The sequence below is a fragment of the Rhodococcus sp. NPDC077669 genome (genome assembly GCF_040686915.1).
Lineage (GTDB): Bacteria > Actinomycetota > Actinomycetes > Mycobacteriales > Mycobacteriaceae > Rhodococcoides > Rhodococcoides fascians.
This window is the reverse complement of the sequence record NZ_JBFBMD010000025.1, coordinates 22,854-46,314: the sequence shown is the minus strand read 5'-3', so window position 1 is coordinate 46,314 and position 23,461 is coordinate 22,854. Positions and strand designations below refer to the sequence as shown.

Genomic DNA, 23,461 nt, shown 5'->3' with positions numbered 1-23,461 from the left:
TCAACCATCTCAGGAGCAACAAGTGAGTAATCTTCAGGCCCAGGTCGTCGCCGGCGACAGATCGTTTCGTGTCGAGGGATACGAGCGGATCGAATACGACTTGATCTACGTCGACGGAGTGTTCGCGATCGAGAACACCGAATTGGCCGACAGCTACCGTCCGTACGGGCGCGCCCTGATGGTTGTCGACGAATCGGTGCACGCCATCTACGGCGACCGGATCGGTGCATACTTCGATCACCACGGCATCGCCCTGACGGTGGTGCCGGTCCACATTGCGGAGACCGCGAAATCACTCGAGACGTTCGAGCGCATCGTCGGCGAGTTCGACGCGTTCGGTCTCGTGCGAACCGAGCCGGTCCTCGTGGTGGGTGGTGGATTGACCACGGACGTAGCCGGTTTCGCGTGCGCGAGTTACCGCCGAAACACTCCCTACATCCGCATTCCCACCACGTTGATCGGCCTGATCGATGCGAGCGTCTCGATCAAGGTGGCCGTCAACTACGGCAAGCACAAGAATCGTTTGGGGGCCTACCACGCCTCACAGAAGGTGCTGTTGGACTTCTCCTTCCTCGGCACACTGCCCGAGGATCAGGTCCGCAACGGGATGGCGGAGCTCATCAAGATCTCCGTGGTCGGCAACCTCGAGATCTTCGAGTTGCTCGAGCAGTACGGCCCGGAACTGCTACGCACCCGGTTCGGCCACCTCGACGGAACTCCTGAGTTGCGTTCGGTCGCAGACCGTTTGACGTACTCGGCAATCGCGACGATGCTCGAGCTCGAGGCACCCAACCTGCACGAGATCGACCTCGACCGAGTCATTGCATTCGGGCACACGTGGAGTCCCACGCTCGAGCTGACGCCGCCCGCGCCGTTCTTCCACGGCCACGCGATCAACATCGACATGGCCCTGTCGACGACGGTCGCCGAACAACGTGGCCACCTGTCGACGGCCGATAGAGACCGCGTGCTCGGAGTCATGAGCAGCATCGGACTGGCGTTGGACAGCCCGTACCTGACACCCGAGTTGCTGACCGAGGCAACAGCATCCATCCTCAAGACTCGGGACGGGATTCTGCGCGCCGCGGTGCCCGACCCGATCGGCACCTGCCGCTTCCTCAACGACCTGGAACCTCGCGAACTGGCCGACGTCCTGTCGTTGCACAAGAAGATCTGTCTGGACTTCCCACGGGCAGGCGAGGGTCTCGACATGTTCACCGCACCCACGCCGTGACCGATGCAGCCATGACGCCGCGTCCGGTCACCCCGACGACGATCCTGGCGCGCGAGCTCAGCGAGATAGCCGCGCTACTCGACGCCGACGCCGGGGTGACCGACGAGCTGACCACCCGTGTTCATCGGGCCCTCGATCTCGCCGCGGGACTCGACCCGTATCTCGACACCTGCACCACCTCCGAATCTGCGGCACTGGCCACGTTGGCGTCGCGGACCCGCTCTGCGGATTGGGGATCACGCAACGTGGTCTCCGGTTCCGGGCCCCTGGAGATGGAGATGCTCTCCGGCCATGTGGAGGGACGCTTCCTGGCGTTTCTCGTGCACATGACGCGGGCGACTCGGGTGCTCGAGATCGGTATGTTCACCGGTTACTCGGCGTTGGCGATGGCCGAGGCGCTGCCCGCGGGCGGCGAGGTCGTCGCCTGCGAGGTGGATCCGTACGTGGCCGAGTTCGCGCAGTCCTGCTTCGCGGAATCGACTGCAGGATCTGCCATCTCGGTGCAGGTAGGGCCTGCGCTGGATACTCTGCACGGGCTCGACGGGAAGTTCGATCTGGTGTTCGTCGACGCCGACAAGAGCGGATACCGCGGGTACGTGGAGTACCTGCTCGAGAGCGATCTGCTCTCCGACGGTGCCGTGATCGCCGTCGACAACACGCTGTTGCAGGGTCAGCCCTACGCTCCGCAGCCGAACGAGAACGGCCGGGCCATCGCCGAGTTCAACGACTATGTCGCGAACGACCCTCGCGTGGAACAGGTTCTGATTCCGTTGCGCGACGGTGTGACACTGATCCGGCGCACATGATCCGCACCGTTGCGGCGCTGATCGGCCTCACGGTCACCCTCCCCGTCGACCTCGCGGCGGTGGGGGTGGCGGCGCTGCGCGGTACCCGGCCCGTCGCCCATCGAACCGATTCGCCCAGAACGATTCTGATCAGTGGCGGCAAGATGACCAAAGCCTTGCAACTCGCACGGTCCTTCCATCTCGCCGGCCATCGGGTGATCCTCGTGGAATCGGCGAAGTACCGCTGGACCGGACATCGTTTCTCCCGCGCTGTCGACCGTTTCCATTGCATTCCCGACCCGGGTGATTCGGGATATGCGCAGGCTCTGCTGGACATCGTGCGCCGCGAGGGCGTCGACGTCTTCGTGCCCGTGGCAAGCCCGGCCGCGAGTATTCACGACGCCGACGCGCGTGCACTCCTCGATGCGCACTGCGAGGTGATCCACGGCGACGCGGATACCGTACGGATGGTCGACGACAAGTCCCGATTCTCCGAGCACGCAGCGTCATTGGGACTCCGGGTTCCCGACTTCAAGCGCATCACCGACCCAGCCCAGATCGACGAATTCGACTTCGAGCCGGGCCGTGAGTACATCCTCAAACGGATCACGTACAACCCGGTCGGCCGAATGGATCTGACGCGGTTGACGGCGCACACGCCGGAACGCAACTCCTCGTTCGCCCGGAGCCTGCACATCACCGAGGACGACCCGTGGATCCTGCAGGAATTCATCGCCGGACAGGAGTACTGCACGCACGGCACGGTGCGCGAGGGTCGCCTGCAGGTGTACGGCTGCTGCGTGTCGTCCGCCTTCCAGGTCAACTACGAGATGGTGGACAAGCCCGAAATCCTGCGCTGGGTAGAGACATTCGTCTCTTCGCTCGACACCACCGGGCAACTGTCGTTCGACTTCATCGAGTCCGCCGCCGACGGCCGGATCTACGCCATCGAATGCAACCCGCGCACCCACTCGGCCATCACGATGTTCTACGACCACCCCGACCTGGCTGCCGCGTACCTCGACGACGGACATGCCGAGATCGTGCCGCGTGCGACGGCCCGGCCGACGTACTGGATCTACCACGAGCTGTGGCGTCTGATCACCGAGGGTGATCGAGTATCTCGGCTCCGCACCATCTTTCGAGGCAAGGACGCCATCCTCACCGGTTGGGATCCCCTGCCGTATCTGTTGGTACATCATCTTCAGATTCCGTCGTTGCTGATCCGGAACCTCCGCGAGCGGCGTGGCTGGTCCCGAATCGATTTCAACATCGGAAAACTCGTGGAAAACGGAGGCGACTGATGACGTTGTCGGTCGTGGTGCTCGTCGGGTCCTCGGTGGACCGCTTTCACAGTGACCTCTCTCGCGTCTACGCCGGCGGCTTCCTTGACGCGCTCGGCACGAACCCCGCGTACAGCTTCGAAATCGCATTCGTCTCCCCGGGCGGCCTCTGGAGTTTTCCCACCGGTCTCGAGGATTCGAGTATCGCTGCGGCGCAGCAGATGCCGTTGGCACAGGCGGTGGAGCTCATCGCGGCGCGCGACTTCGACGTCATGGTTCCGCAGATGTTCTGCATGCCGGGTATGACGACGTACCGCAGCCTGTTCGACCTACTGGGCGTGCCCTACCCTGGCAACGGTCCGGACCTCATGGCGTTGACGGCGAACAAGGCCCGCGCCCGCGCCGTCGTCGCGGCAGCCGGCGTGCGTGTTCCCGACGGCGTGGTCGTCCGATCCGCCGACGACGTGATGGACCTCGCCCTGCCGGTCGTGGTCAAGCCCGTGGATTCGGACAACTCGATGGGTGTCTCGCTGGTCCACGGGTCCGACGGGCTGGCACCCGCGATTCGAGAGGCTCTGACGTATTCGCCTGCTGCACTGGTGGAGACGTACGTTCCACTGGGTCGTGAAGTTCGGTGCGGGATCATCGTCCGAGATGGCGAACTCGTGTGCTTGCCCCTCGAGGAGTACGCCGTCGACTCCGTCCGCAGTAGTGCGGACAAGCTGAATCGCACATCCGACGGCGATCTCTACCTGGTGGCGAAAGAGCAGACCAGAGCCTGGACGGTCGACGTCACGGATCCGATCACCGAAAAAGTCTGGGCAGCAGCACGATCGAGTCACATCGCACTGGGATGTCGGCACTACGGCCTGTTCGACTTTCGCATCGACCCGGACGGCGAGCCGTGGTTTCTCGAAGCCAGCCTCTACTGCTCCTATTCGCCGTCCAGCGTGTTGGCGGTGATGGCCGCAGCCGCGGGCATCACCGTCGAAGATTTGTTCGCATTCGCGCTCGAAGAACTGCCGGTGAAGGAGTCGTCGTCATGACGTTGGGAATCGAGATGGCCGATCTGAACTTGGAATCGGTTTCAATAGAGCAACTTCGAGAGCTCCTCGCCGAACACGGGGTGTTGATCCTGCCGAACCAGCCCGTCTACGATCAGCGCTTCCTGGCGTTCCTGCGCCGGTTCGGAGAGTTGATGTTCACCGAAGGCGAGACGCCTGTTCCCGACTGTCCGGATCTGAACGTCATCAGCAACGTCGGCCGCTCCACGCCGCCGAAGTCCACGTTCCACGTCGACACCACCTACATTCCGAATCCACCCGCCTACACCGCGTTACGCGCGGTCGAAGTTCCCGCGGCCGGCGGCAGTACGTTGTTCAGCGACCAATACGCCGCATACGAGACGCTTCCAGCGGAAATGAAGGAGCATTTGGCCGGGCGCACGGTGACGCACAGAGTGACCGGCGTGGCGTCGGATTCCGATTCTTCCGCCGACCATCCCCTCTTCGCCGTTCACCCGATATCGGGACGCACCGCGCTGTCGCTGTCCGCGCCCGCTCGCTGTGTCGCGGTCAGCGGACTGACCGAAGACGAAGCACGAGACACCGTTCGCTACCTCGTGGGGCATTCGACGAGGGAGGACAACCTGCTGCGGCACAACTGGTCCCCCGACGACATGGTGATGTGGGACAACAGGTGTGTGATGCACCGCGCGGATCACAGCGGGGTGGTCGGCAACCGGGTGATGCACCGCGGGATGGTGGCGAGCACCCACCCGACTGTCTCTGTGTGACCGATGACTCAAAGATTTGCCGCCGCGGCTCACGCCCGGAGAATCGAGTCATGACTTCCCCCTTGGCGATCAGCCGCGAAACAGCCGTCGGCGCCGAAGCTCGTCTGTCCTGGATCCTGTCCGGACTGGCAGGCATGGTGGGTGCGGTCGCGTTCCTGCATTCCGCCGGCTACTTCGTGACCTTCATGACCGGCAACACCGAACGAGCCGTCGTCGGACACTTCGGCCATCCGGAGGGCAAGGAGGTGGCACCGGGGGCGTCACCCTGGGCCGCACTGGCCCTCATGGCCGCGTTTCTCGGCGGCGTGATCGTCTCGTCGATCTGTCGGCGCCGCTACTGGTCCAACCACCCCCATGGAGCGACGGTGTTGACCACCGTTGCGCTGGGAGCGGCGGGTCTGATCGACATCGCCGTCTCCGGGTGGTCGTCGGCAAATGTGAACTTCTACCCGATCCTCCTCGTCGCCTTCGCGCTGGGCGCGTTGAACACCGCGTTCACGAAGAAGGAGGAGACGTACATCCCGCTCAGTTACGTCACCGGAACGGTGGTCAAGCTCGGCCAGGGAATCGAGCGTCACCTCTTCGGCGGCGGAACACACTACGACTGGCTCTGCTACGCAACGCTTCTGGGCTCCTTCGCAGCGGGAGGTGCTGTCGGTGCGTTCATCGGCGTCGTGATCACCGGGCCGCAGGTGCTACTGCTCACTGCGCTCATCAGCTTCGGTGCAACGATCTTCACGTTCACCCACACCGAACGGAACTCGTTGCTCGGCTGATCGGTGGCTGATCGGCTAATCGGTGACCATCGGGGATGCGCCGACGATCGTGCGCAGCATTCGGTCGACGACGGGACGTGGCAGCCGCGATCCGATCAGCACCTGCCTCCCCACGAGACCCTCGATCATGACGACGAGCATCTCCGCATCCCCCTGGGGGTCTTCGGATTCCAACGACGCGACTATCCACTGGGTGTACGCGACGAACGCGGCCCGCTGAGAGTCGAACAGATCGCGGATTTCCCGATCATGTTGCGCTTCACCGAGCAGGATGCTGCGCGCGATCACTCTTTTCGTTGCTTCTCCGGTGGTCATCGCCTCGATGAAGTCGATGATGCGGTTCACGACGATGTCCACGGTGAGTGGTTTGACGTCGACCAGACCACCGAAGGTCGCGCCGGCAGTGTCGTAGTCGCGGGCGAACAACAGCTCGAGCGCCAGGTGCAACAGTCGTCCGCGAGTGGGCGCGTGGTAGTTGACCGACCCGGGGCTCAATCCTGCTGCAGCGTCGACCGCCCGGTGCGTCAAGCCGCGAAAACCTTGCGTTGCCAACACTTCGATTGCTGCCGCGGCGATTTCGTCGCGCCGACGCACTCTCGACTCGTCGTCCTTGGGACGGGCAGGACTCATACCACGGAGTCTAGTGCCCCACCATTGACAGTTGCCGAAGTCACGTCATAGTCTCAACCGATGTTGAGGAACCCCGCCCGATGAGCCGCGGCCCGTCGCGACGACAAATGATGGTGGGTGCCGCCGCGGCTGCAGCCACGGCTGTGTTCGGCCCCGCGGCACGAGCGGCCGCAACTCCCGGCACCGGTTCGAGTGAAGACTGCGGCGAGCGGTACCAGGGCTACCGCGACATCGACCGAGAACGGCCCTATGCCCATTTCTTCGCCGCACGGACGACACCGGCACCGGCCGTCGTGACCGACGCAGTCGGGGGGCCGCCGATAGCGCCCGAGTGGGTCCCGCACTTCGATTCCATCACAACCGATCTCGCGCCGACGGGATATTCGGCGATCGAAACCGGCTACGGACGACGCGCCGACGGCATGACGTTCGTGGCGGTGCGCACCGCGATGCCCCGGGTCACGGCAGCGATGTGGGATTGGTGGTTCGGTTGGCATTCCGCCGAGGCGGCCCGCTACAAACTGTGGCACCCCGATGCCCACCTCCACGCCGCGCTCGCCGAGGACCGCACGGTCCACGCGATTCAGGACAGGGCGAAGTACATCGGCAACACATCGTTCGTCGACGAGTACGTCGGCCCGAAGCTTCAGCAGCTGGGTATCGGCTTCCGTGACCCTGTTGCACACGGTTTCGACGTTCCCGCAGACCAGACGGTCGTCTTCGGCCGAGTGGGAAGTTCCATCGCACCGGTGGATCTGGGCTGGCTCGCCCATCAGGTTCGGCCGGTACAGGGCGGTGCCGAGATGCGCAGCCGCTTCTATCTGAACCTACGAGGATTGCACGTTCCCGATCCGAAGCAGGCCGTGTGCGCAGTTCGCCGGGGTACGTCCGTGGATCCGAGCGACCTCGTTCTCGGACTCGACCTCGCCCGAGATCTGCTGCTGCACTGCGGACAGGAGATGAACCACCTCGCAGGGTTTCTGCCGGAGCTGCACGCAGAGTTCGGCGGTTGATCCGTCCACGAGGGGCAGCTAGTGACCCAAGAAGACTTTCGCCAGCACGATGAGCGCCGCGACGACGGCAGTGGCAAGCCCGATCACCAGGGCCCGAAACGTCGGACGGTTCCCGCGAACTCGTTCCGTGACAATCGGTATGGTGGCGATTCGTACGACGATCACCGCACCGGCCAGCAGTTCGGCCCATTGTGCCGGAAGCACCGACAGCCACCCGAGCGCCAGCATCGCCGCCGGAAACGTCCCGGAGCTCAGAATGGGGACGGCATCCCGGAATTCCTCGATGGCCTCGAACGTGCGCTGTTCGTCCGTCGCATCACCGTGCGCCTCCGGTATCTGGCTCCCGGCGACGAAATCGGCGAATACATGCGCGAGAAAAGTCGTTGCCGCAGTGGCCGCTACGAGAACAGCCGCCGTCCCGTGCCCGATGGAACTCGGCGTGGAGGCGGCAACCGCGGCGAGGACCAGGATGTTGCCGTAGATGTACGCCGAGAGCCTCCTGGCCGCCCGAACGGGCGTCAAGGGGCCGTCGGACCGGGTGACCAACCGACGGTAGAGATGGGTGCCACCGGGGCGGTGTCCGGGATCGGTCATGGTGCAGATCGTCGCACGTCGCCGGCGATCGGTCGACGAATCATCCCTGCTGGTCGGCCAACCACTGCCGAATATCGTCCGTGACGGGCTCGACCATGTCGTCGTACTCGTGATGTTCGCCGACGAACGCGGCCACCAACGGACAGATCGGGACGGCGTGCTTGTTCTCGGAACGCGTCGCGTCGAGCGCGTGTCGAACGACGATCGTGGCCAGACCACGTCCGCCGTAGGCCGCATCCACTTCGGTGTGGAAGAAGACGCGCCTGCCCTGCTCGTCGTCGGCGAACTCGGTGAAGCCGACCTGCGTGCCCTCGACCGAAATCGTGAACCTGTCCGCCTGCTGGGCGATCTCGACCTCGGCACCGGTTTTGTCGACCGTCATCGACGCTCCCCTTCTCTCGATGGCACGCCCCAGTCGGTTGGGTACGCGGCCGGGTCAGCCTACCCAGCTGTATACCGAAACCCAGTCCAGCAACAGATGCCCGTTGCTGTTTCCGGTGCCGTTGGTCTCGGTCTGCAGTTCCCAGCGCATCGGACCCGAGGGAACCCACTTGGTGCTGTCCAGAACCACGGTGTCGTCGAGGATGTAGCGAACGCGACCCGGGGACCATTCGATGGTGTACGTGTGCCAATCGGTGAAGTTCGCGCCGATGTTCCGAGCGACGTCCTGGCAGCCGCCGACGCACGAACCGGCACCCGAGTAGTGATGGAATCCGCCGACCTGCCCCGCGAGACTTCCTTCGGGGAAGTCCATTTCGCCGTCCGCAGGCCATCTTTCGGACTGCGGCCACAGCAGCCATGCAACGTAGTACTCGGCTAGAGTTGCCGAATCGACCTTGAATCGCGCTGTGTATCTTCCGTATGTCTGGTTCTGCCCGGCCGCGTTGATCACCGGTGAGACGCTGGCACCGGCCGGGACACCGTCGACATTGTGCAATCCGTAATCGAGCAGGCCGTCGTGCGTGGACAGCACGGCGTCCGCTCGGTACGGGCGCTTCTGATAGGTGTCCTTGTAGCACTTGGGGTACGTGCGCCACTTCTGATTCTGCGCACCGACGTAGACGATCTTGGTGGGATCGCAGTCGTTGGCCCAACTGCCGACGGCGGAAGGCTTCGCGAAGTCGTCGACGAAGATCTGCTTCCAACCGGGTAGGTCGCCCACCGGCGCTGCCACCCCGCTGGGCGTGGTGGACGGAGTGGTCGGTGGCGTCGTGGGCGGCGTCGTCGTGGGCGGTGTCGTCGGAAACGGCGTGGTCGCGGTGATCCACTTCTGAGCAGCAGACCCGTTGCATTTCGCCAACACAGGTCGGTTTCCGTTGACCTCACGCGAATTCTGAATGCACAGGCCGGTCTTCTGCAGCAACGAGATCGAGCCGTCCCCACGGATCGACCATTGCTGCGCGGGCTTGCCGTTGCACGCCCACGTCGTCAACGCGACGCCGGCCGCCGCGTAGCCCGATGCCGGCGACAAGCATCGGCCCTGCACTCGAATCGTGGCGTCCTCGGTACCGGTCCACGTCTGCGCGCCGGTACCGTTGCAATCCCAGATCTGGACGGGATTGTTCTGTCCGGTGAGGCCGCCCTTGTTGTCCAGGCAGAACCCTGCGGGCGTCTTGATCTGTCCCGAGGTGGCGGCCGCGGCCTGTGGCGCGTGAACTACGAAAGCCGAAAGTAATACGGTGGTTCCGAGCGTCACCAAGGAACGCTTCAGAACAGCACGGCCCGAAACAGTCATGGTTTCATCCTTCGAGAGACCGAACATCGCATTGGATACACGGCGGATAAATACAATTGATTGCCGGCATCTCGAATCATAGGGATGATTCAGACATTGCGCAGTGAATTCGCATTCGCCCTGAAACGCCTGCTCAGAGGCGTAATTGAAAGAAATACGACCGGTACGAATTAGCGATTAAATATTAAACTAGTTGCTCCGGATCGAAAATCTATTCACGCGAATCGAATTGTCGAGCAAATCATGCATCTGGACTTTTTAGGACGTCATATCGATCATTTCGCTGGCAAACGAGCGCATCGCCAGCCCCGTGCAGGATCCGGCGCGACAATTCGAGGGACGGTGCGCACAGCATCGCGGCTTCCCGAGCACCGGGTCCGGAAAGCGGCACCGAACACCCTCTGTACGGTGGAGCGAAGGACCTCGACCGCGCATCACAAGGGAAAGGAACTTCATGGATCGGCCACAGAGGCTGGAGAAAGACCCGAACAAAGGCTTCGTAGCGCTGCTGGGCTGGAGTTTGGCCGCAGTGGAAGCCCTGGACGCGTTCGATCGACGCTACGTCGTCGTCGCGCCAGAGTGGGCCGAGGCGTACTGCACCGAGCATGACATTCCGTACCTACCGTGGAACTTCGAGCGACTCAACGACAGGTCGCTCGAGATCGCGGAGACTCTCCGAGACAAAGGCGTCGATGTAGCGATACCGCTGTACGAGGAGACAGTCGAGTGGGCCGGTGCCATCAATTCCGTGCTGCTGGGCAATCCGAGGTTGTTCGGCCAGGCGATGCTGCTCCGAGACAAGGCACTGATGAAGCGCCGCGCACAGCTCGGTGGCATTCGTGTCGGCATCTTCGAGGAAGCACACGATCGTGAGGACGTCATCCGCTTTCTGCGTCGGGTGAACCAGACGCTGCTCAAACTCGACGGCGACCCGAACGACCCCATCCACCTCAAGGCCTTCGACAAGGCAGGATGCCTGGGCCACCGCGTCATTCGGACCCCCGACGAAGTCGACTCCATCCCGGACGAGGAGTTCCCGGTACTGATGGAGTCGCATCTCGACGGCTGGGAGTTCGCTGTCGAGGCGTGGATCCACAACGGAAAGATCAAGTTCCTCAACATCTCCGAGTACGTCACGCTCGGGTATTCGGTGTTCGTCCCCGCGACGCCGGAGCTCGAGAAGTACCGCGAGCAGATCACGGTTCAGATCGAGAAGCTCATCAAGGCGTTCGACATCGAGTTCGGGTTCATCCATCCGGAGTACTTCGTCACCAGCGACGGAGAAATGTACTTCGGCGAAGTCGCCTATCGTCCACCAGGTTTCAAGGTGTTCGAGCTCCTCGAAAGGGCGTACGGTTTCAACGCGTACCAGGGCCTGGCCCTCGCCTTCGACCCGAAGACCACCGAGGAAGAGATCGACGCCTTCTTCCCGCGCGAGGTGGTCGATGCCACCGGTCACGCGGGATGCTTCGGTGTGTACCCACGGCGACGCGTCGTGAGCGATCTCGTCATCCCCGACGTGACCGCCGACGACGACTACTACGAGACCAACGACCTGTCGGCACCGGTCGAGGAAACCGTCACCAAGAGAACGGCTTTCGGTACCCACTGGGGCTTGCTGTACTTCTTCGGCGATGATCCGTACCGGATGCGCGACCTGCTCAAGCAACAGGAAGAACTGGACTTCTACGTGTGAAGCAGCAACTCGGCAACGACCACGAACCCACGACGCAGACGATGAACGACGCTGCACCGATCGACAAGGCTCTGGTGTCGCGGCTGGCGCAACTCGATCACGCCGTCGACGCGCTGGCCGCCGCACCGGAGTTCAGCAAGAGCACCAAGGTGCGACGGGTTCTGGATTCTGTGCACCGAGTGTTGTTGCAGCCCGGCGGTTGTGGCGCGGTACGCGAACGCGCCGCGGTGCTGGAGAACGCCGGGCTGTTCGCCGGTACGGACTGGGCGCAGCCGGACATTCTCGTTCCCGCGTTCGTGGGTCCGAGCCTGCGCAGTGGCAACGACGACACCGTGGTTCTCGAAGCAGCCAGCGAGTTGCGGATGGTCGCGATCGTCGCCGGTGAGTACGAGCATCCCGCAGTGACAGCTGACGATGCGCGACGCTTCCTCTCCCAGGTACTCGCCCTGAACCTCGAGGTGTTGTTCACCCCGCCCTCGGAATCGGAACGAGTCCGTTCGGGTCGGACAGCACATCTGATCCGCGATCTCTTCGGCTACGTTGCCGGGGAAATCGGCTACGACAGTGTGCTGGACGAGTTGCTCGAGGAGATCTGGCGGATTCTGCGTCAGCGTCCGATCCAGGTCGACACCATCAAGTCCATGGTCACGCGCATTGCGATCTATCGCGACGACCCGACCGTCGATCTCGGCACGTCCGGTCAAGGACTCGATCGGTTGACCACGGCGTTGTTCGGCACCACCGACGCATGCCGCGAGGACCCGGGCGTGGAGGTCTACCGGAACCGGCTCGAGGCCATGGACGTCGAGGCACTGCAATTCGAGGCCCGCGGTTTCGCACGGGCGATGCACGACACCGGTCTCGTTTCGCCGTACCATGCCACACTCACGCAATATCTCGTCGACCACTACTCGTATGTCCTGCCCGAGGCCTTGGGGCTGTCCGACACCGGGCGTACGTGCCTCACTCGCTACCCGGAATTGGTCCACCGTCTGATCGAAGAAACCGTGTATCCCGAGACGGCGCAAAGTCTCTACGGATTGGCACTGCTCCTCGACCGCGGAATCCTGCATCAGCCGCCGATCGTGCCGTCCCTGTGGCGTCAACTATCGCTCACCCTCGCGCCCGCAGTGCGAGAACGCTTGATCACCACTTTCGGTCCGGTTCCGGCACCGGAGTCGCGATTGCTCGGTGGGTTGCTCTCCATGCTCGGACAACCGCTCGGTGTCGGCCAGGGCGACAATCCCACGTGCCAGTCGGCGCGCGCGCTGTCGATGTGGGCGTACAACGATCCCGACTACCTGCTGCAGATGGTGGTGTGGGCGGCACGAGACGAAGAGATCGTCATGCACTTCGAGGGCCAGTCGATCTCGTCCGTCGACAGCGAAAGTGGTGTCGCGACCTCGGATCCGGTCGATCTGGACCCGGCATCGCTCATTCTGGTTCCGCACCTGGACCGGATCTACGCCGAGATGGTCCGACGCTGCGCCGACAGACCGGGCGATCCGCATCGCTGGGTCAATCCCGAATTCCACGGGTGGTGGTCGGCCCGCGAGTTCCATATCGACGTGGACGTCGCGACCGGAAATCTGGTCGATCTCGATGGTTTCCTGCGGCAGTTCCATGCCGCTTATCACCCCGAGTACAACGGCCATCAGCCGCTGATCCACCCGCAACCCGCCGGGGTGGCCGTAACCGACAGCGCTGCACGGTATGTGGGGTGGCACGCCATCGCCATTCTGCGGGTTGCCCCCGATCCCGACGGCGTCATGCGGGTCTACTTCTTCAATCCCAACAACGACAGTGGGCAGGATTGGGGTGACGGAGTCGTCGTCGGAACGGCAGGGAACGGCGAACGCGCGGGCGAAGGCTCGCTACCGTTCGAGCAATTCGCGTCTCGCCTGTACATCTTCCACACGGATCCGTTGGAAAAGGGTGAGCCGGAGAAGATTCCGAACGCGGACATCGACACGATCGTCGGTTACATCGAACGCAGTTGGGGTGCCGAGCGCTCGGCGCGGGCTGCGTATCAGCCGTTCCAGGAGTAGACCGAGACCCAGTCCAGGATCAGATTGCCCTCGCTGTTGCCGTCTCCCTTGGTTTCGGTCTGCAGCTCCCATCGCATCGGCGTGGACGGCACGAAGTCGGTGGAGTCCAACACGACCGTGTCGTCGAGGAGGTACCGGATCCTTCCCGGTGACCATTCCATGGTGTAGGTGTGCCAGTCGGTGAACTGCGCGCCGATGTCGAGGGCAGGCGTTTTGCACCCGTCGGCGCACGAGCCTTCGCCCGAGAAATGATGGAACCCACCGACGTTGCCCGACAGCGCACCTTCCGGGAAATCGAACTCGCCGTCGTACGGCCAATTCTCGGATTGCGGCCAGAGCAACCATGCCGCGTAGTACTCGGACAGATCCGGTGAATCGACTTTCAGACGCGCCGAATATCGTCCGTACGTCTGATACTGGTCGGCACCGATCAGTGGGGAGATACTCGCTCCGGCCGGAACGCCGTCGACCTGACCGAGGTGGTACTGCAGAGCGCCGTCGGCAGTGGACAGCACTGCATCGGGCCGATACGGCCGTTTGTCGTAGGTGTCGGAATAGCACGACGGATACGTGCGCCACCGCTGGCCCTCGGCTCCGGTGTAGACGACCTTCGAGGGGTCGCACTGATTGGACCAACTGCCGGTGGCGGACGGGGCGGTGAATTCGTCGACGAATATCTGCTTCCAGCCGGGCAGATCCCCGGTGGGTGCAGCAATTCCTCCGGGGTTGTCGGCGGTCGGTTCTGCGGCCGCTACCGGTGTCCACGTCTGCACCGACGAGCCGTCGCATTCGGCCAGCACGGCCACACGCCGAGAGGTCTGCCGTGCGTCGTCCGCGAGACAGAGGCCGGTGCCCGTCAGCCCGATCGCACCGGATTCGCCCGCTGTCCAACTGGCGACCGCACTGTCGTCGCAACTTCCGAGGACAACAGGTACACCGGCTGCGGTCTCGCTGTTCTTCGGCACCAGACACTGCGATTGCGACCGAACCGTGCCGTCGGCCTCGGCGACTACTTGCTGCGCCGGCGTTCCGTTGCACGTCGCGAGACGGACGGTGTCGGTGTCACTTCCATCGAGGCAGAGCGTGTCGGGAGACTCGATCTGCCCGGTGAAGGTCACTGCAAACGGTGTGTCCGCGTCCGTGGTCGAGTCCCCGGAGAACACGCCGCAGCCCACGACGAGTACGGACACGGTCGCCAGCGTCCCCGTAGCGACAAGAGCCCTCCCCGTGCGGCAACCGCTACCCCACCGACCGAGACGCGAACGTGCACGAACAATCCGCATCGGGGTCGTCCCCATCGTTGCCTCCAAAGTGACGATCCGTCCCAGCCGAGGGTACAGATCGTCAGCAGGAGCAACTTTCGAGCAGCTTACGGAGCGAGATCAGTCCTTCTTGTCGAGCGATTCGGGCTTGTGCACTGCGTCCTTTCCGGACTTGTCACTTTCGACGCGGTACTGCGGGTCGTCTTTCGAGGCCTTGACCTTGCGGCCGGCGGCTTCGGTCTCGGAGGTGATCTTCTCCTGCACCGTTCCCTCGGTGGTAGTTCCGTGGGTCTGCCATTCGACCTTGTCGCCCTTGTGCAAATCGTCCTTCGACATGTTCCGGTGATCCCTTCGTCGGTGGTCTGTCCATCGACACTTACCCACGAGCGCGTCGGCGCAATCAGCTGGTTCCCAGAGCCGGAGCCAGTGTGGTGAACCAGGCCTCTCGCAACTGGTCCTCGAACAGCGGCCAGGTATGCGCACCTTCGTCGCGCATGGATACCGTCGCCGGAACGTCGGCCCGACGCAGGGCGTCGACGAAGATGGATGTGCAGTAGTTGACCATCGCTTCGACCGCCATGCCGCCGAACGGCGGAACGGCACCGTCGGGAATGCGATCCACGGCGCCGGGCGCACCGCGTGACGAGCTCACGTACACCGCCGTTCCACGAAGTCGTTCGACATTGAGCGACGGGTCGTGGTCTCGCCATCCCTGACTTCCCGGCAACCCCCACATGTTGAACGGGTTGTTGAGTCCGCCGGCGATCATGGCCGAGATGCCTGCGGTGGCAAGCGGATTGGACGGTGCCGGGCATCCGCTGAACGACGCGGCCGCGTCGAACACGTCGGGAGCCTGGATCGCCAGATCCAACGCCGGGCCACCGCTCATCGACAGGCCCGCGACGCCGCGCTTGCCCGTCGAGCCGTAGGCGGCGTCCACGGCCGCGGGTAGTTCACGGCTCAGATAGGTCTGCCAGAGGTTGGTCCCCAGCACCGGGTCGGTTGTCTGCCAATCGGTGTAGAAGCTGAACCGACCGCCGATCGGTGCGACGACGGTGACGTTCTTGTCGAGAAAGAACTGTTCGACGCCGGAGTTGTTGAGCCAGCCGACCCCGTCCTCGTTGCCGAGGGCACCGTTGAGCAGAACCAGCGTGGGCGCGGGACCACCTCCGGGCGAGTGCAGCACCTCGTTGGAGATGACACGATTCATGGACGGAGAGAACACGTTCAGCACCGCGCGCGTTGCCGACACCTGGTGGATTCCGACGGCCCCGACTGCCGCGTCGGCCGATCCGGTAGTGCCCGGCAGCGCCTGCGCCGGGTTTCCGGCCAACACTATCGACGCCAGTACGGCCGCCGTCACCACCGCGGTGGATCGAGTCAGCTTCTTTCTCATCTGTCCCACAGGCAACATCAGCACCATACGAGGGTTGCACGAATTCCGCTTTCGACCGCTAACGATCCGATTACAAAACCGCCCGGTCCGTTCGCTGTTTCCAGGTATCTCTACGAACCTGCGGTACGAATTCGAGTGGCGCGCAGCGTCAGATGATGCCGCTCGGCCACCGAGGACGCCGACTCGGCCGCCCGCACGAACAGCTCGGCCGCCAACCGGAGATCGCCGGCCTTCTCGTGCAGATGCGCAGCCACCGCGTGGTACCGCGGTACTGCGGAATCGACGGCGGTGAGCGCCGCGAGTCCGGCGGCCGGGCCGTCCGCTTCCCCCACCGCGACAGCTCTGTTGAGCCGTACTACCGGACTGTCGGTGATCGCGAGCAACTCGTCGTACCACTCGACGATCTGTAACCAGTCCGTGTCCTCGACCCGTTGCGCATCGGCATGCAAGGCGGCAATGGCGGCTTGTATCTGGAACTCGCCCAGCCGATCCCGAGCGAGCGCCGCCTGCAGAATCCGAACTCCCTCGGCTATCGAGACGGTGTCCCAGCTCGACCGATCCTGCTCGGCCAAGGGAATCAGCCGGCCGTCGGAGCCTGTTCTCGCAGCGCGCCGGGCGTGGTGCAACACCATCAACGCCAACAGTCCAGCGGTCTCCGCGTCGTCGGACAGGGTCGCGAGCTGCCTCGTCAACCTGATCGCCTCGGCCGCGAGATCGACGTCGCCGGTATACCCCTCGTTGAACACCAGGTACAGCACCCGCCGAACCGTCGAGAGGTCACCCGGAGCGTCGAAACGGACGTCGCGCACCGCCCGTTTGGCTCGGCTGATGCGCTGGGCCATGGTTTTCTCCGGCAGCAGATACGCCTGCGCGATCTGCCGCGTCGTCAGACCCCCGACGGCACGCAACGTCAGCGCTACCGCTGCTGCGGGTGTCAGCACCGGGTGCGCGCAGAGGAAGAACAACTGCAGTGTGTCGTCGACGCCGTGGACACTGCCCGGTTCCGGCTCGGCCGCAACCCGGTTCTCTCGATCCCGTCGAGCCTTCTCCGATCGCTGGGAGTCGAGAAATTTGCGCCATGCCACGGTAACGAGCCACCCCTTCGGGTCGGACGGCGCGTCACCCGCCTCTGCCGACGCTCCCCACACCGAGGCCGCCTGCACCAGCGCCTCCTGGACGGCGTCCTCGGCCGCCGCGAAATCTGCTCCGCGGTGGACGAGAACGCCGATCACGGACGGGGTCAGCATCCGCAGCAGGTAAGGATCCACCAGTGCCGTCACTCGTCGATCGTGGCGGGGGCCTCCATGAACGGACGCAGCTCGAGCCATTCGCCGATCGGCTCACCACCGGCACCGGGTGCTGCCGAGAGCTGCCCGGCGAGTTCGAGTGCGCGATCGTAGGACTCGACGTCGATGACCATCCAACCTGCGATCAAGTCCTTGGTCTCCGCGAACGGACCGTCGGTGACCGGGGGCTTTCCGGCCCCGTCCGACCGCACCCATGTTCCCTCGGGGGCCAGGGCCTGCGCGTCGACGAACTCGCCCGTCTTCTCGAGCTCGGCGGCGAAGTCTTGCATGAACTGGATATGGTCGTGTACTTCGGCCGGAGTCCACCGGTCCATCGGAATCCAGCCGGCAGGCTCGGGGGCCCCGCGGTAATGCTTGAGCATGAGGTACTTGGCCATGATGTCTCCTAGCGTCGGATGCAGTCATTCTTTCTGCATTCGCCCCTGGGACGGAGCCGGTCGGCCGATTTCTACACACTCGACCGAGAAACTTCACCGCATCGTGCGTCCGACCGAGCCGAGCATCTGGGTTGCCTCGACCACGCGTGCTGCCATGGCCGACTCGGCCGGCTTGCCCCACGATCGGGGGTCGTAGGCCTTCTTGTTGCCGTACTCGCCGTCGATCTTGAGAACCTGGTCGTACTTGCCGATCATGTGGCCGGCGATGGACCGTGTGAACGCGTACTGGGTGTCGGTGTCGATGTTCATCTTGATCACCCCGCTGGCCACTGCCGACGCGATATCGGCGGCACTCGAGCCCGATCCACCGTGGAAGACGAGATCGAACGGCTTGTCCTTTCCGGTTTCGGCACCGACGACCGACTGGATCTCGTCGAGAATCTCGGGACGTAGATGTACCGAGTCCGGGTTGTAGACACCGTGGACATTGCCGAAGGTCAGCGCCGTCATGTAGCGACCACGCTCGCCTGCACCGAGCGCGGCGATCGTGGCGCGGGCGTCGTCGACGGTGGAGTACAGCTGCTCGTTGATCTCGTGAGACACCCCGTCTTCTTCCCCGCCGATCACTCCCACCTCGATCTCGAGAATGGTGTCGGCCTGGACCGACAGATCGAGCAGTTCCCGTGCGATACGCAGGTTTTCGTCGAGCGGCACAGCGGAGCCGTCCCACATGTGTGATTGGTACAGCGGTGCCAGGCCGCGCGAGCGTCGTTCGATCGCGTCGGCCAGCAGTGGGCGCACCCAATCGTCGAGGTTCTCTGCGGGGCAGTGATCGGTGTGCAGGGCCACCGAGATCGAATAGTGTTGCGCCACTTCGTGGGCGTACTGCGCGAGCGCCTTGGAGCCGGCGAAGCGGTTCTGCACGGCATTGCCGGACAGGTACAGCGCGGTGCCGACCGACACCTGGATGATGCCGTCGCTCTCGGCTTCGGCAAATCCCTGCAGCGCCGCGTTGAGCGTCTGTGAGCTGGTGACGTTGATCGACGGGTACGCGAACCCGCCCTCCTTCGCGCGGTCCAACATGGCGACGTACTGTTCCGGACTGGCAATCGGCATGGGCTGTTCTCTCTTTCGGGTGCGGCTGGTCTTCAGCGTGCTGCTGCAGCGCAGCCGCACGAATTGCGGTGGGTGAACGTAGTCGGTACCGAAATGGACCGCGGCGCGTCGTCACGGCCTTCGATTCGACCGATCAACAGGTCGGCGGCGGTTCTGCCGATGGTCTGCACGTCCTGCGCGGCGGCCGTCAGGCGCGGCTCGAACAGATCGGACCACTCGAAATCGTCGTAGCACACGAACGCCAGGTCGTCGGGGATCGACAAACCAAGGCCGCGAACTGCTTTGAGGGAACCGATGGTCATCGAGTTGTTCATCGACACCAATGCCGAAGGCCGGTCCGCGCCCGTCAGCAGTCGACGTACCTCCGTCTCGGCCACCTCGACGTTGGACCTTCCCTCGAGGATCAACCAAGGGTCGAGTTCGATTCCCCGGTCGCCGAGCGCCCTGGCATAACCTGCGAAACGTTCTGTGGTGGAGGAGATACCCTCGATTCCGCGGACGATCGCAATTCGCTCGTGGCCGGCGTCGAGCAAATGGGCCGTCAGCTCGTACGCGGATTGCTCGTTCTCCGGGCCCACCTGATCGCACGGGATATCCAGCATACGGTCGATCAGCACGAGAGGTGTTCCGCTGCGCATGATCTCGGGAATCGTCGACTCCTCCGAGCCGGCCGCAGGCGCAAGGATCATGCCGTCGACCTGACGGTCCAACAGCGAATCGGTGACGCGCCGCTCCGACGTCGGCTCGTCGTGCGAGTCACCGAGAATCAACACGTAACCTGCCTCCGACAACCGCTGCTCGACGGCATAGACGAGGCTGCCGAAATACGGATTTGTCAGCGCCGCGATCGACAGCCCCACCGTGTGGGTTCGACCGGCCGCGAGAGAACGCGCCACGACGTTGCGCCGATATCCGATCTCGACGATGGCAGCGTCGACGCGTTGCCGGGTGGCCGGGTTGACCTTACGAGTTCCGTTGAGCACGTGCGAGACCGTCGATACCGACACTCCGGCGATCCGAGCGACGTCGTCCATGGTGGGCATGTCAGTCGTCTCCGTGGGTATCGGATGCCGGCGGTCTCATGTCAATCGCAGGATTCGATCGGCGCGCTGGGCGGTCGAACCGATGAGCTCGGCGTTGCGTTCGTCCGAACCCAATGCCCAGAACTGCGCTTCCTCGGGCGATTTCCCGTACGCCTCGTGCCGCGCGACGAGACGCTCGTGCCGAACGGCCGTGTGGGGAGCCAGGAACCACACCTCGTCGATCATCGCCCGTGCAGCAGGCCATGCGTCGGATTGCATCAGCAGGTAGTTGCCCTCGGTGATCACCAACGGAACGTCCGACGGGACCGGTACGGCGGACCCGATCGATTCCTCGATCTCTCGCCTGAACTTCGGTGCGTACACCAGCGGATCGCCGGGGCGTTGATCGTGAATCGCGGCGACGAGACGCGCATAGCCGCCGTCGTCGAAGGTATCGTGTGCGCCCTTGCGATCGAGCCTGCCCAGTTCGATCAACACCTCGTTGGCCAGGTGGAATCCGTCCATCGGAACCAGCACCGAAAGCTCGGGGCCCAGTGCATCCACCAACTGCTGTGCCACGGTGGACTTTCCGGCACCCGGTGCACCGGTCAGGCCGAGTATGTGCCGCTCTCCCGGCACGGCGAGCCGCCCGGCCAGCTCCACGAGTTCGTCGAGGGATGCTTCCTGCACCTGTCGGTCATTGCTCACTGTTGTCGCTTTCGAATACGTGGGTGGGAAGTTCGCGTAGCCACGCTCTGGGGCCGATCACCGAACAGCGCAGCGCCGCAACGCGAGCCGACCGTCGGATACGCTCCTGCACGGAGCCGGACTGCGTCGAGTAGTACGCGTACGCGCCGTGGAAGACGTCGCCGGCTCCCAGTGTATCGACCACGGTGACCGCCTCGACGGCCACGGAGCCGGAGTTGCCCTCGGACCAGAATTCGACGGGCTCTCCGCCGTGGGTGGTGACAACCGTGCGTACGCCCGAGCGCACCAACGTCGCTGCAGTGGCAGCTGTGTCCGACGCTCCGGGCGTGCGAAAGTCCGCTGAGCACACCATGTCCGTGACGAACGGAATCAGCTCGCTCATCACGGGTTTCCAGCGTCCGGCGTCGACGACCGACGTGGTATCCCGCGCCGCCGCATGTTCCACGGCGGCGCGGGCGATCAGGGGGTGGTGGCCGTCGACGAGTACGACGTCGGCACCGGCGAGCACGGCATCGAGATCGTTCGGCGGCGCGGCGTCGGAGTGCACGGCGTCGGCCGAGACGACCGACCGGTCTCCCGTCGACTCGATCACCGTCACGGCCGAGACGGGTACTGCTCTCACGGTGCCCGCGATCGAGTCGACCACGCGCACACCGCATTCCGCAAGCTCTGCCTTGATCAAGGCAGCCACCGGATCGTCCCCGAGCGCAGTGACGAGAACGGCCGTACCACCCAGTGCGGCGAACGTGACGGCGGCGTTGGCGGCAGGACCGCCGGCCGCAACGAACTGCGCGTTCGACGTGATCTTCTGATTCGACGCCGGCGGCGACGACACTCGATGAATCACATCGAGTGTCGCCAGCCCGACGAAAACGCCGACCGGGCGAGACGCATCAGAGGCCGGCGCGTTCCTCATCGGTCGGCTCCTCCGCGCCGGTCATGAGCGCGACGACCTCGGACATGGTGCGCTTCTTCGGATCCACGACGCCTGCGCGTTTGCCGAGGCGGTGGATGTGGATGCGGTTGGCGACCTCGAACACGTGCGGCATGTCGTGACTGATGAGCACCACGGGTATCCCACGGTCGCGAATCGTTCGGATCAGGTCGATCACCATGCCCGACTCCCGCACGCCCAGAGCTGCGGTCGGCTCGTCCATGATGATCACCCCGCGGCCGAATGCCGCTGCTCGAGCCACTGCGACGCCCTGACGCTGCCCACCGGACAACGTCTCGACGGCCTGGTTGACCGACTTGATCCCGATCTTGAGGTCCTGCAGATGCTTCGACGACTCGTCGCGCATTCTCGGCATGTCCAATCGCCGAAAGATGCTGCCGCTGATGCCTTTGCGCTTGATCTCGCGTCCGAGGTAGACATTCGAGGCGATGTCGAGCGCAGGAATGACGGCCAGGTCCTGATAGACCGTCTCGATCCCGGCCGCCCGGGCATCGCGGGTGTTCTTGAACGACACCGGCGAGCCGTTCATCAGGATCTCTCCCGAGTCCGGAATGACAGCTCCGGCCAAAGCCTTGATGAGACTGGACTTTCCGGCACCGTTGTCGCCGATCACTGCCAGTACCTCACCGGCCCGCAGCTCGAAATCCGCGCCGTTGATGGCCGTCACGCTGCCGTACGTCTTGACCAGACCACGTGCTTCCAGAGCGAGGGGGGCAGTCACTGTGACCTCCTGCGTGCGAATTGATCGACGGCCACCGCGACGATGACGAGAATGCCGGTCGCGACGTTCTGGTACAGGCTGTCGACGCCGGCCTGGGTGAGCCCGTTGCGCAGCACCCCGACGATCAGAGTTCCGATGAGAGTCCCGATGACGGTGCCGCGGCCACCGAACAGGCTGGTTCCACCGATGACGACCGCGGTGATCGTTTCGAGGTTGGCGTTCTGATAGGCGTTCGGGTCGGCATTGGGGATCCGCCCGAGCGCTGCCCATGCCGCGATCGCGGCGATGACACCCGTGACGATGTAGACCGAGAACAGCACGCGACCGGACTTGATGCCGGAGCGGTCCGAGGCCTGCGGGCTACCACCCACCGCGTATATGTGCCTGCCCCAGGATGTTTGGGACAATGCGTACCACATCACGGCGTACACCAGCAGCATCACCACCACGCCGTAGGTGGTGGAAAAACTGCCGATTTTGAACGACGTCCCCAGCAGCGTCAGCGGTCCGCTCGGCACCTGGTACGTCTCGGATCCGGCCAACAGTCTCGTGGCCGCCTGGATCGCGGTGAAGGTACCGAGGGTGACGATGAACGGCGGCAGTCTCAGTACCGTCACCAAGCCGCCGTTGATCGCGCCGAATGCGACACAGACGGCGAGCGTCGAGCCGAGCGCCACGATCGGGCCGTTGGCACCTGCGGTCTGCGCCATGACGATGGTGCCCATCACGGCCACCGCGCCGATCGACAGATCGATACCGGAGGTGAGGATGATGAGCGTCTGGCCGACGGCCAGAATGCCGACCACCACGGACTGCTGCAGAATCAGAGAAACGTTCTGCGGGTTGAGAAACGAGCTCGAAATCGAGCTGAACACGATGATGGCGATGACGAGCGCGGCCATGGGCCCGAGCAGCGGTTCACGCAGGATGGTTCCTACGTTGAACCGGCTCGGAGCCTTGGGAGGCGCGGCAGTATCGGTACTCACGAATCAGTTCCTGGTCCTCGAC

General features: G+C 64.0%; 24 protein-coding genes. 9 read left to right on the top strand and 15 right to left on the bottom strand.

Going from position 1 to position 23,461, the window contains the following annotated elements; all coding sequences use genetic code 11:
* Positions 1-22: 22 nt before the first annotated feature.
* From AB0P23_RS21360 to AB0P23_RS21335, 6 genes are read left to right on the top strand one after another with little or no spacing between them, the layout of a single operon-like run.
* Positions 23-1,234 carry a sedoheptulose 7-phosphate cyclase gene (locus AB0P23_RS21360; protein ID WP_032374848.1) on the top strand — a complete coding sequence of 404 codons (1,212 nt, stop codon included), beginning with the start codon at positions 23-25 and terminating at the stop codon, positions 1,232-1,234.
* Positions 1,231-2,040 (top strand): class I SAM-dependent methyltransferase, encoded by an 810-nt coding sequence (locus tag AB0P23_RS21355; RefSeq protein ID WP_230595361.1) that lies wholly within the window; start codon positions 1,231-1,233, stop codon positions 2,038-2,040. The genes AB0P23_RS21360 and AB0P23_RS21355 overlap by 4 nt, the downstream gene beginning before the upstream one ends.
* On the top strand, positions 2,037-3,323 hold the full coding sequence (locus tag AB0P23_RS21350; RefSeq protein WP_032374849.1) for an ATP-grasp enzyme: 1,287 nt from the start codon (positions 2,037-2,039) through the stop codon (positions 3,321-3,323). The genes AB0P23_RS21355 and AB0P23_RS21350 overlap by 4 nt, the downstream gene beginning before the upstream one ends.
* On the top strand, positions 3,323-4,348 hold the full coding sequence (locus AB0P23_RS21345) for a D-alanine--D-alanine ligase (protein WP_032374850.1): 1,026 nt from the start codon (positions 3,323-3,325) through the stop codon (positions 4,346-4,348). Before AB0P23_RS21350 ends, AB0P23_RS21345 begins: the two co-directional genes overlap by 1 nt.
* A complete protein-coding gene (locus AB0P23_RS21340; protein ID WP_363799245.1) occupies positions 4,345-5,097 on the top strand; it encodes a TauD/TfdA family dioxygenase in 753 nt (250 codons plus the stop codon). The genes AB0P23_RS21345 and AB0P23_RS21340 overlap by 4 nt, the downstream gene beginning before the upstream one ends.
* 50 nt (positions 5,098-5,147) lie before the next feature.
* Complete coding sequence (locus AB0P23_RS21335) at positions 5,148-5,873, top strand: YoaK family protein (RefSeq protein ID WP_045842079.1); 726 nt, start codon at positions 5,148-5,150, stop codon at positions 5,871-5,873.
* Positions 5,874-5,888: 15 nt separating this feature from the next.
* Here the strand turns inward: AB0P23_RS21335 and AB0P23_RS21330 are convergent, their stop codons facing one another.
* A complete protein-coding gene (locus AB0P23_RS21330; protein WP_051365040.1) occupies positions 5,889-6,503 on the bottom strand; it encodes a TetR family transcriptional regulator in 615 nt (204 codons plus the stop codon).
* Between the two features lie 80 nt (positions 6,504-6,583).
* Here AB0P23_RS21330 and AB0P23_RS21325 point away from each other — a divergent pair, with 80 nt between their 5' ends.
* Positions 6,584-7,516 carry a hypothetical protein gene (locus tag AB0P23_RS21325; RefSeq protein WP_363799242.1) on the top strand — a complete coding sequence of 311 codons (933 nt, stop codon included), beginning with the start codon at positions 6,584-6,586 and terminating at the stop codon, positions 7,514-7,516.
* A gap of 18 nt (positions 7,517-7,534) precedes the next feature.
* Here AB0P23_RS21325 and AB0P23_RS21320 read toward each other — a convergent pair whose 3' ends face one another.
* The 3 genes from AB0P23_RS21320 to AB0P23_RS21310 are packed head-to-tail and all read right to left on the bottom strand — an operon-like array spanning position 7,535 to position 9,845.
* Complete coding sequence (locus tag AB0P23_RS21320; protein WP_045842080.1) at positions 7,535-8,110, bottom strand: hypothetical protein; 576 nt, start codon at positions 8,108-8,110, stop codon at positions 7,535-7,537.
* 40 nt (positions 8,111-8,150) lie between these two features.
* Positions 8,151-8,492 (bottom strand): GNAT family N-acetyltransferase, encoded by a 342-nt coding sequence (locus AB0P23_RS21315; protein ID WP_032366803.1) that lies wholly within the window; start codon positions 8,490-8,492, stop codon positions 8,151-8,153.
* Positions 8,493-8,546: 54 nt separating this feature from the next.
* On the bottom strand, positions 8,547-9,845 hold the full coding sequence (locus AB0P23_RS21310; protein WP_032367295.1) for a glycoside hydrolase family 16 protein: 1,299 nt from the start codon (positions 9,843-9,845) through the stop codon (positions 8,547-8,549).
* Between the two features lie 454 nt (positions 9,846-10,299).
* Here AB0P23_RS21310 and AB0P23_RS21305 point away from each other — a divergent pair, with 454 nt between their 5' ends.
* Together AB0P23_RS21305 and AB0P23_RS21300 are read left to right on the top strand one after the other, a co-directional pair.
* Positions 10,300-11,541: a carboxylate--amine ligase gene (locus AB0P23_RS21305; protein WP_027495739.1), complete on the top strand. Its 1,242-nt coding sequence runs from the start codon at positions 10,300-10,302 to the stop codon at positions 11,539-11,541.
* A 41-nt stretch (positions 11,542-11,582) separates the two neighbouring features.
* Positions 11,583-13,589 carry a hypothetical protein gene (locus tag AB0P23_RS21300; protein ID WP_032367296.1) on the top strand — a complete coding sequence of 669 codons (2,007 nt, stop codon included), beginning with the start codon at positions 11,583-11,585 and terminating at the stop codon, positions 13,587-13,589.
* Here the strand turns inward: AB0P23_RS21300 and AB0P23_RS21295 are convergent.
* The 11 genes from AB0P23_RS21295 to AB0P23_RS21245 form a co-directional block, all read right to left on the bottom strand.
* The gene (locus tag AB0P23_RS21295) at positions 13,571-14,779 is read right to left on the bottom strand and encodes a ricin-type beta-trefoil lectin domain protein (RefSeq protein ID WP_363799238.1); all 1,209 of its coding nucleotides are present in this window, start codon (positions 14,777-14,779) and stop codon (positions 13,571-13,573) included. The genes AB0P23_RS21300 and AB0P23_RS21295 overlap by 19 nt on opposite strands.
* 192 nt (positions 14,780-14,971) lie before the next feature.
* Positions 14,972-15,187: a DUF2945 domain-containing protein gene (locus AB0P23_RS21290; RefSeq protein ID WP_027495736.1), complete on the bottom strand. Its 216-nt coding sequence runs from the start codon at positions 15,185-15,187 to the stop codon at positions 14,972-14,974.
* A gap of 64 nt (positions 15,188-15,251) precedes the next feature.
* The gene (locus AB0P23_RS21285; RefSeq protein ID WP_052068695.1) at positions 15,252-16,247 is read right to left on the bottom strand and encodes an alpha/beta hydrolase family protein; all 996 of its coding nucleotides are present in this window, start codon (positions 16,245-16,247) and stop codon (positions 15,252-15,254) included.
* Between the two features lie 110 nt (positions 16,248-16,357).
* Positions 16,358-17,515 (bottom strand): DUF6596 domain-containing protein, encoded by a 1,158-nt coding sequence (locus AB0P23_RS21280; RefSeq protein ID WP_363799263.1) that lies wholly within the window; start codon positions 17,513-17,515, stop codon positions 16,358-16,360.
* An 8-nt stretch (positions 17,516-17,523) separates the two neighbouring features.
* On the bottom strand, positions 17,524-17,931 hold the full coding sequence (locus tag AB0P23_RS21275; protein ID WP_032366806.1) for a YciI family protein: 408 nt from the start codon (positions 17,929-17,931) through the stop codon (positions 17,524-17,526).
* A 93-nt stretch (positions 17,932-18,024) separates the two neighbouring features.
* Positions 18,025-19,047 carry a class II fructose-bisphosphate aldolase gene (gene fbaA, locus AB0P23_RS21270; protein WP_027495733.1) on the bottom strand — a complete coding sequence of 341 codons (1,023 nt, stop codon included), beginning with the start codon at positions 19,045-19,047 and terminating at the stop codon, positions 18,025-18,027.
* A 32-nt stretch (positions 19,048-19,079) separates the two neighbouring features.
* The gene (locus AB0P23_RS21265; protein WP_283542438.1) at positions 19,080-20,090 is read right to left on the bottom strand and encodes a LacI family DNA-binding transcriptional regulator; all 1,011 of its coding nucleotides are present in this window, start codon (positions 20,088-20,090) and stop codon (positions 19,080-19,082) included.
* 36 nt (positions 20,091-20,126) lie between these two features.
* Entirely contained in the window at positions 20,127-20,777 is a 651-nt protein-coding gene (locus AB0P23_RS21260) for a nucleoside/nucleotide kinase family protein (protein ID WP_027495731.1), read from the bottom strand.
* Positions 20,767-21,693: a PfkB family carbohydrate kinase gene (locus AB0P23_RS21255; protein WP_283542439.1), complete on the bottom strand. Its 927-nt coding sequence runs from the start codon at positions 21,691-21,693 to the stop codon at positions 20,767-20,769. The genes AB0P23_RS21260 and AB0P23_RS21255 overlap by 11 nt, the downstream gene beginning before the upstream one ends.
* On the bottom strand, positions 21,671-22,453 hold the full coding sequence (locus AB0P23_RS21250) for an ATP-binding cassette domain-containing protein (RefSeq protein ID WP_283542440.1): 783 nt from the start codon (positions 22,451-22,453) through the stop codon (positions 21,671-21,673). Before AB0P23_RS21250 ends, AB0P23_RS21255 begins: the two co-directional genes overlap by 23 nt.
* Positions 22,450-23,439 (bottom strand): ABC transporter permease, encoded by a 990-nt coding sequence (locus AB0P23_RS21245; protein ID WP_206497880.1) that lies wholly within the window; start codon positions 23,437-23,439, stop codon positions 22,450-22,452. The genes AB0P23_RS21250 and AB0P23_RS21245 overlap by 4 nt, the downstream gene beginning before the upstream one ends.
* Positions 23,440-23,461: the final 22 nt, after the last annotated feature.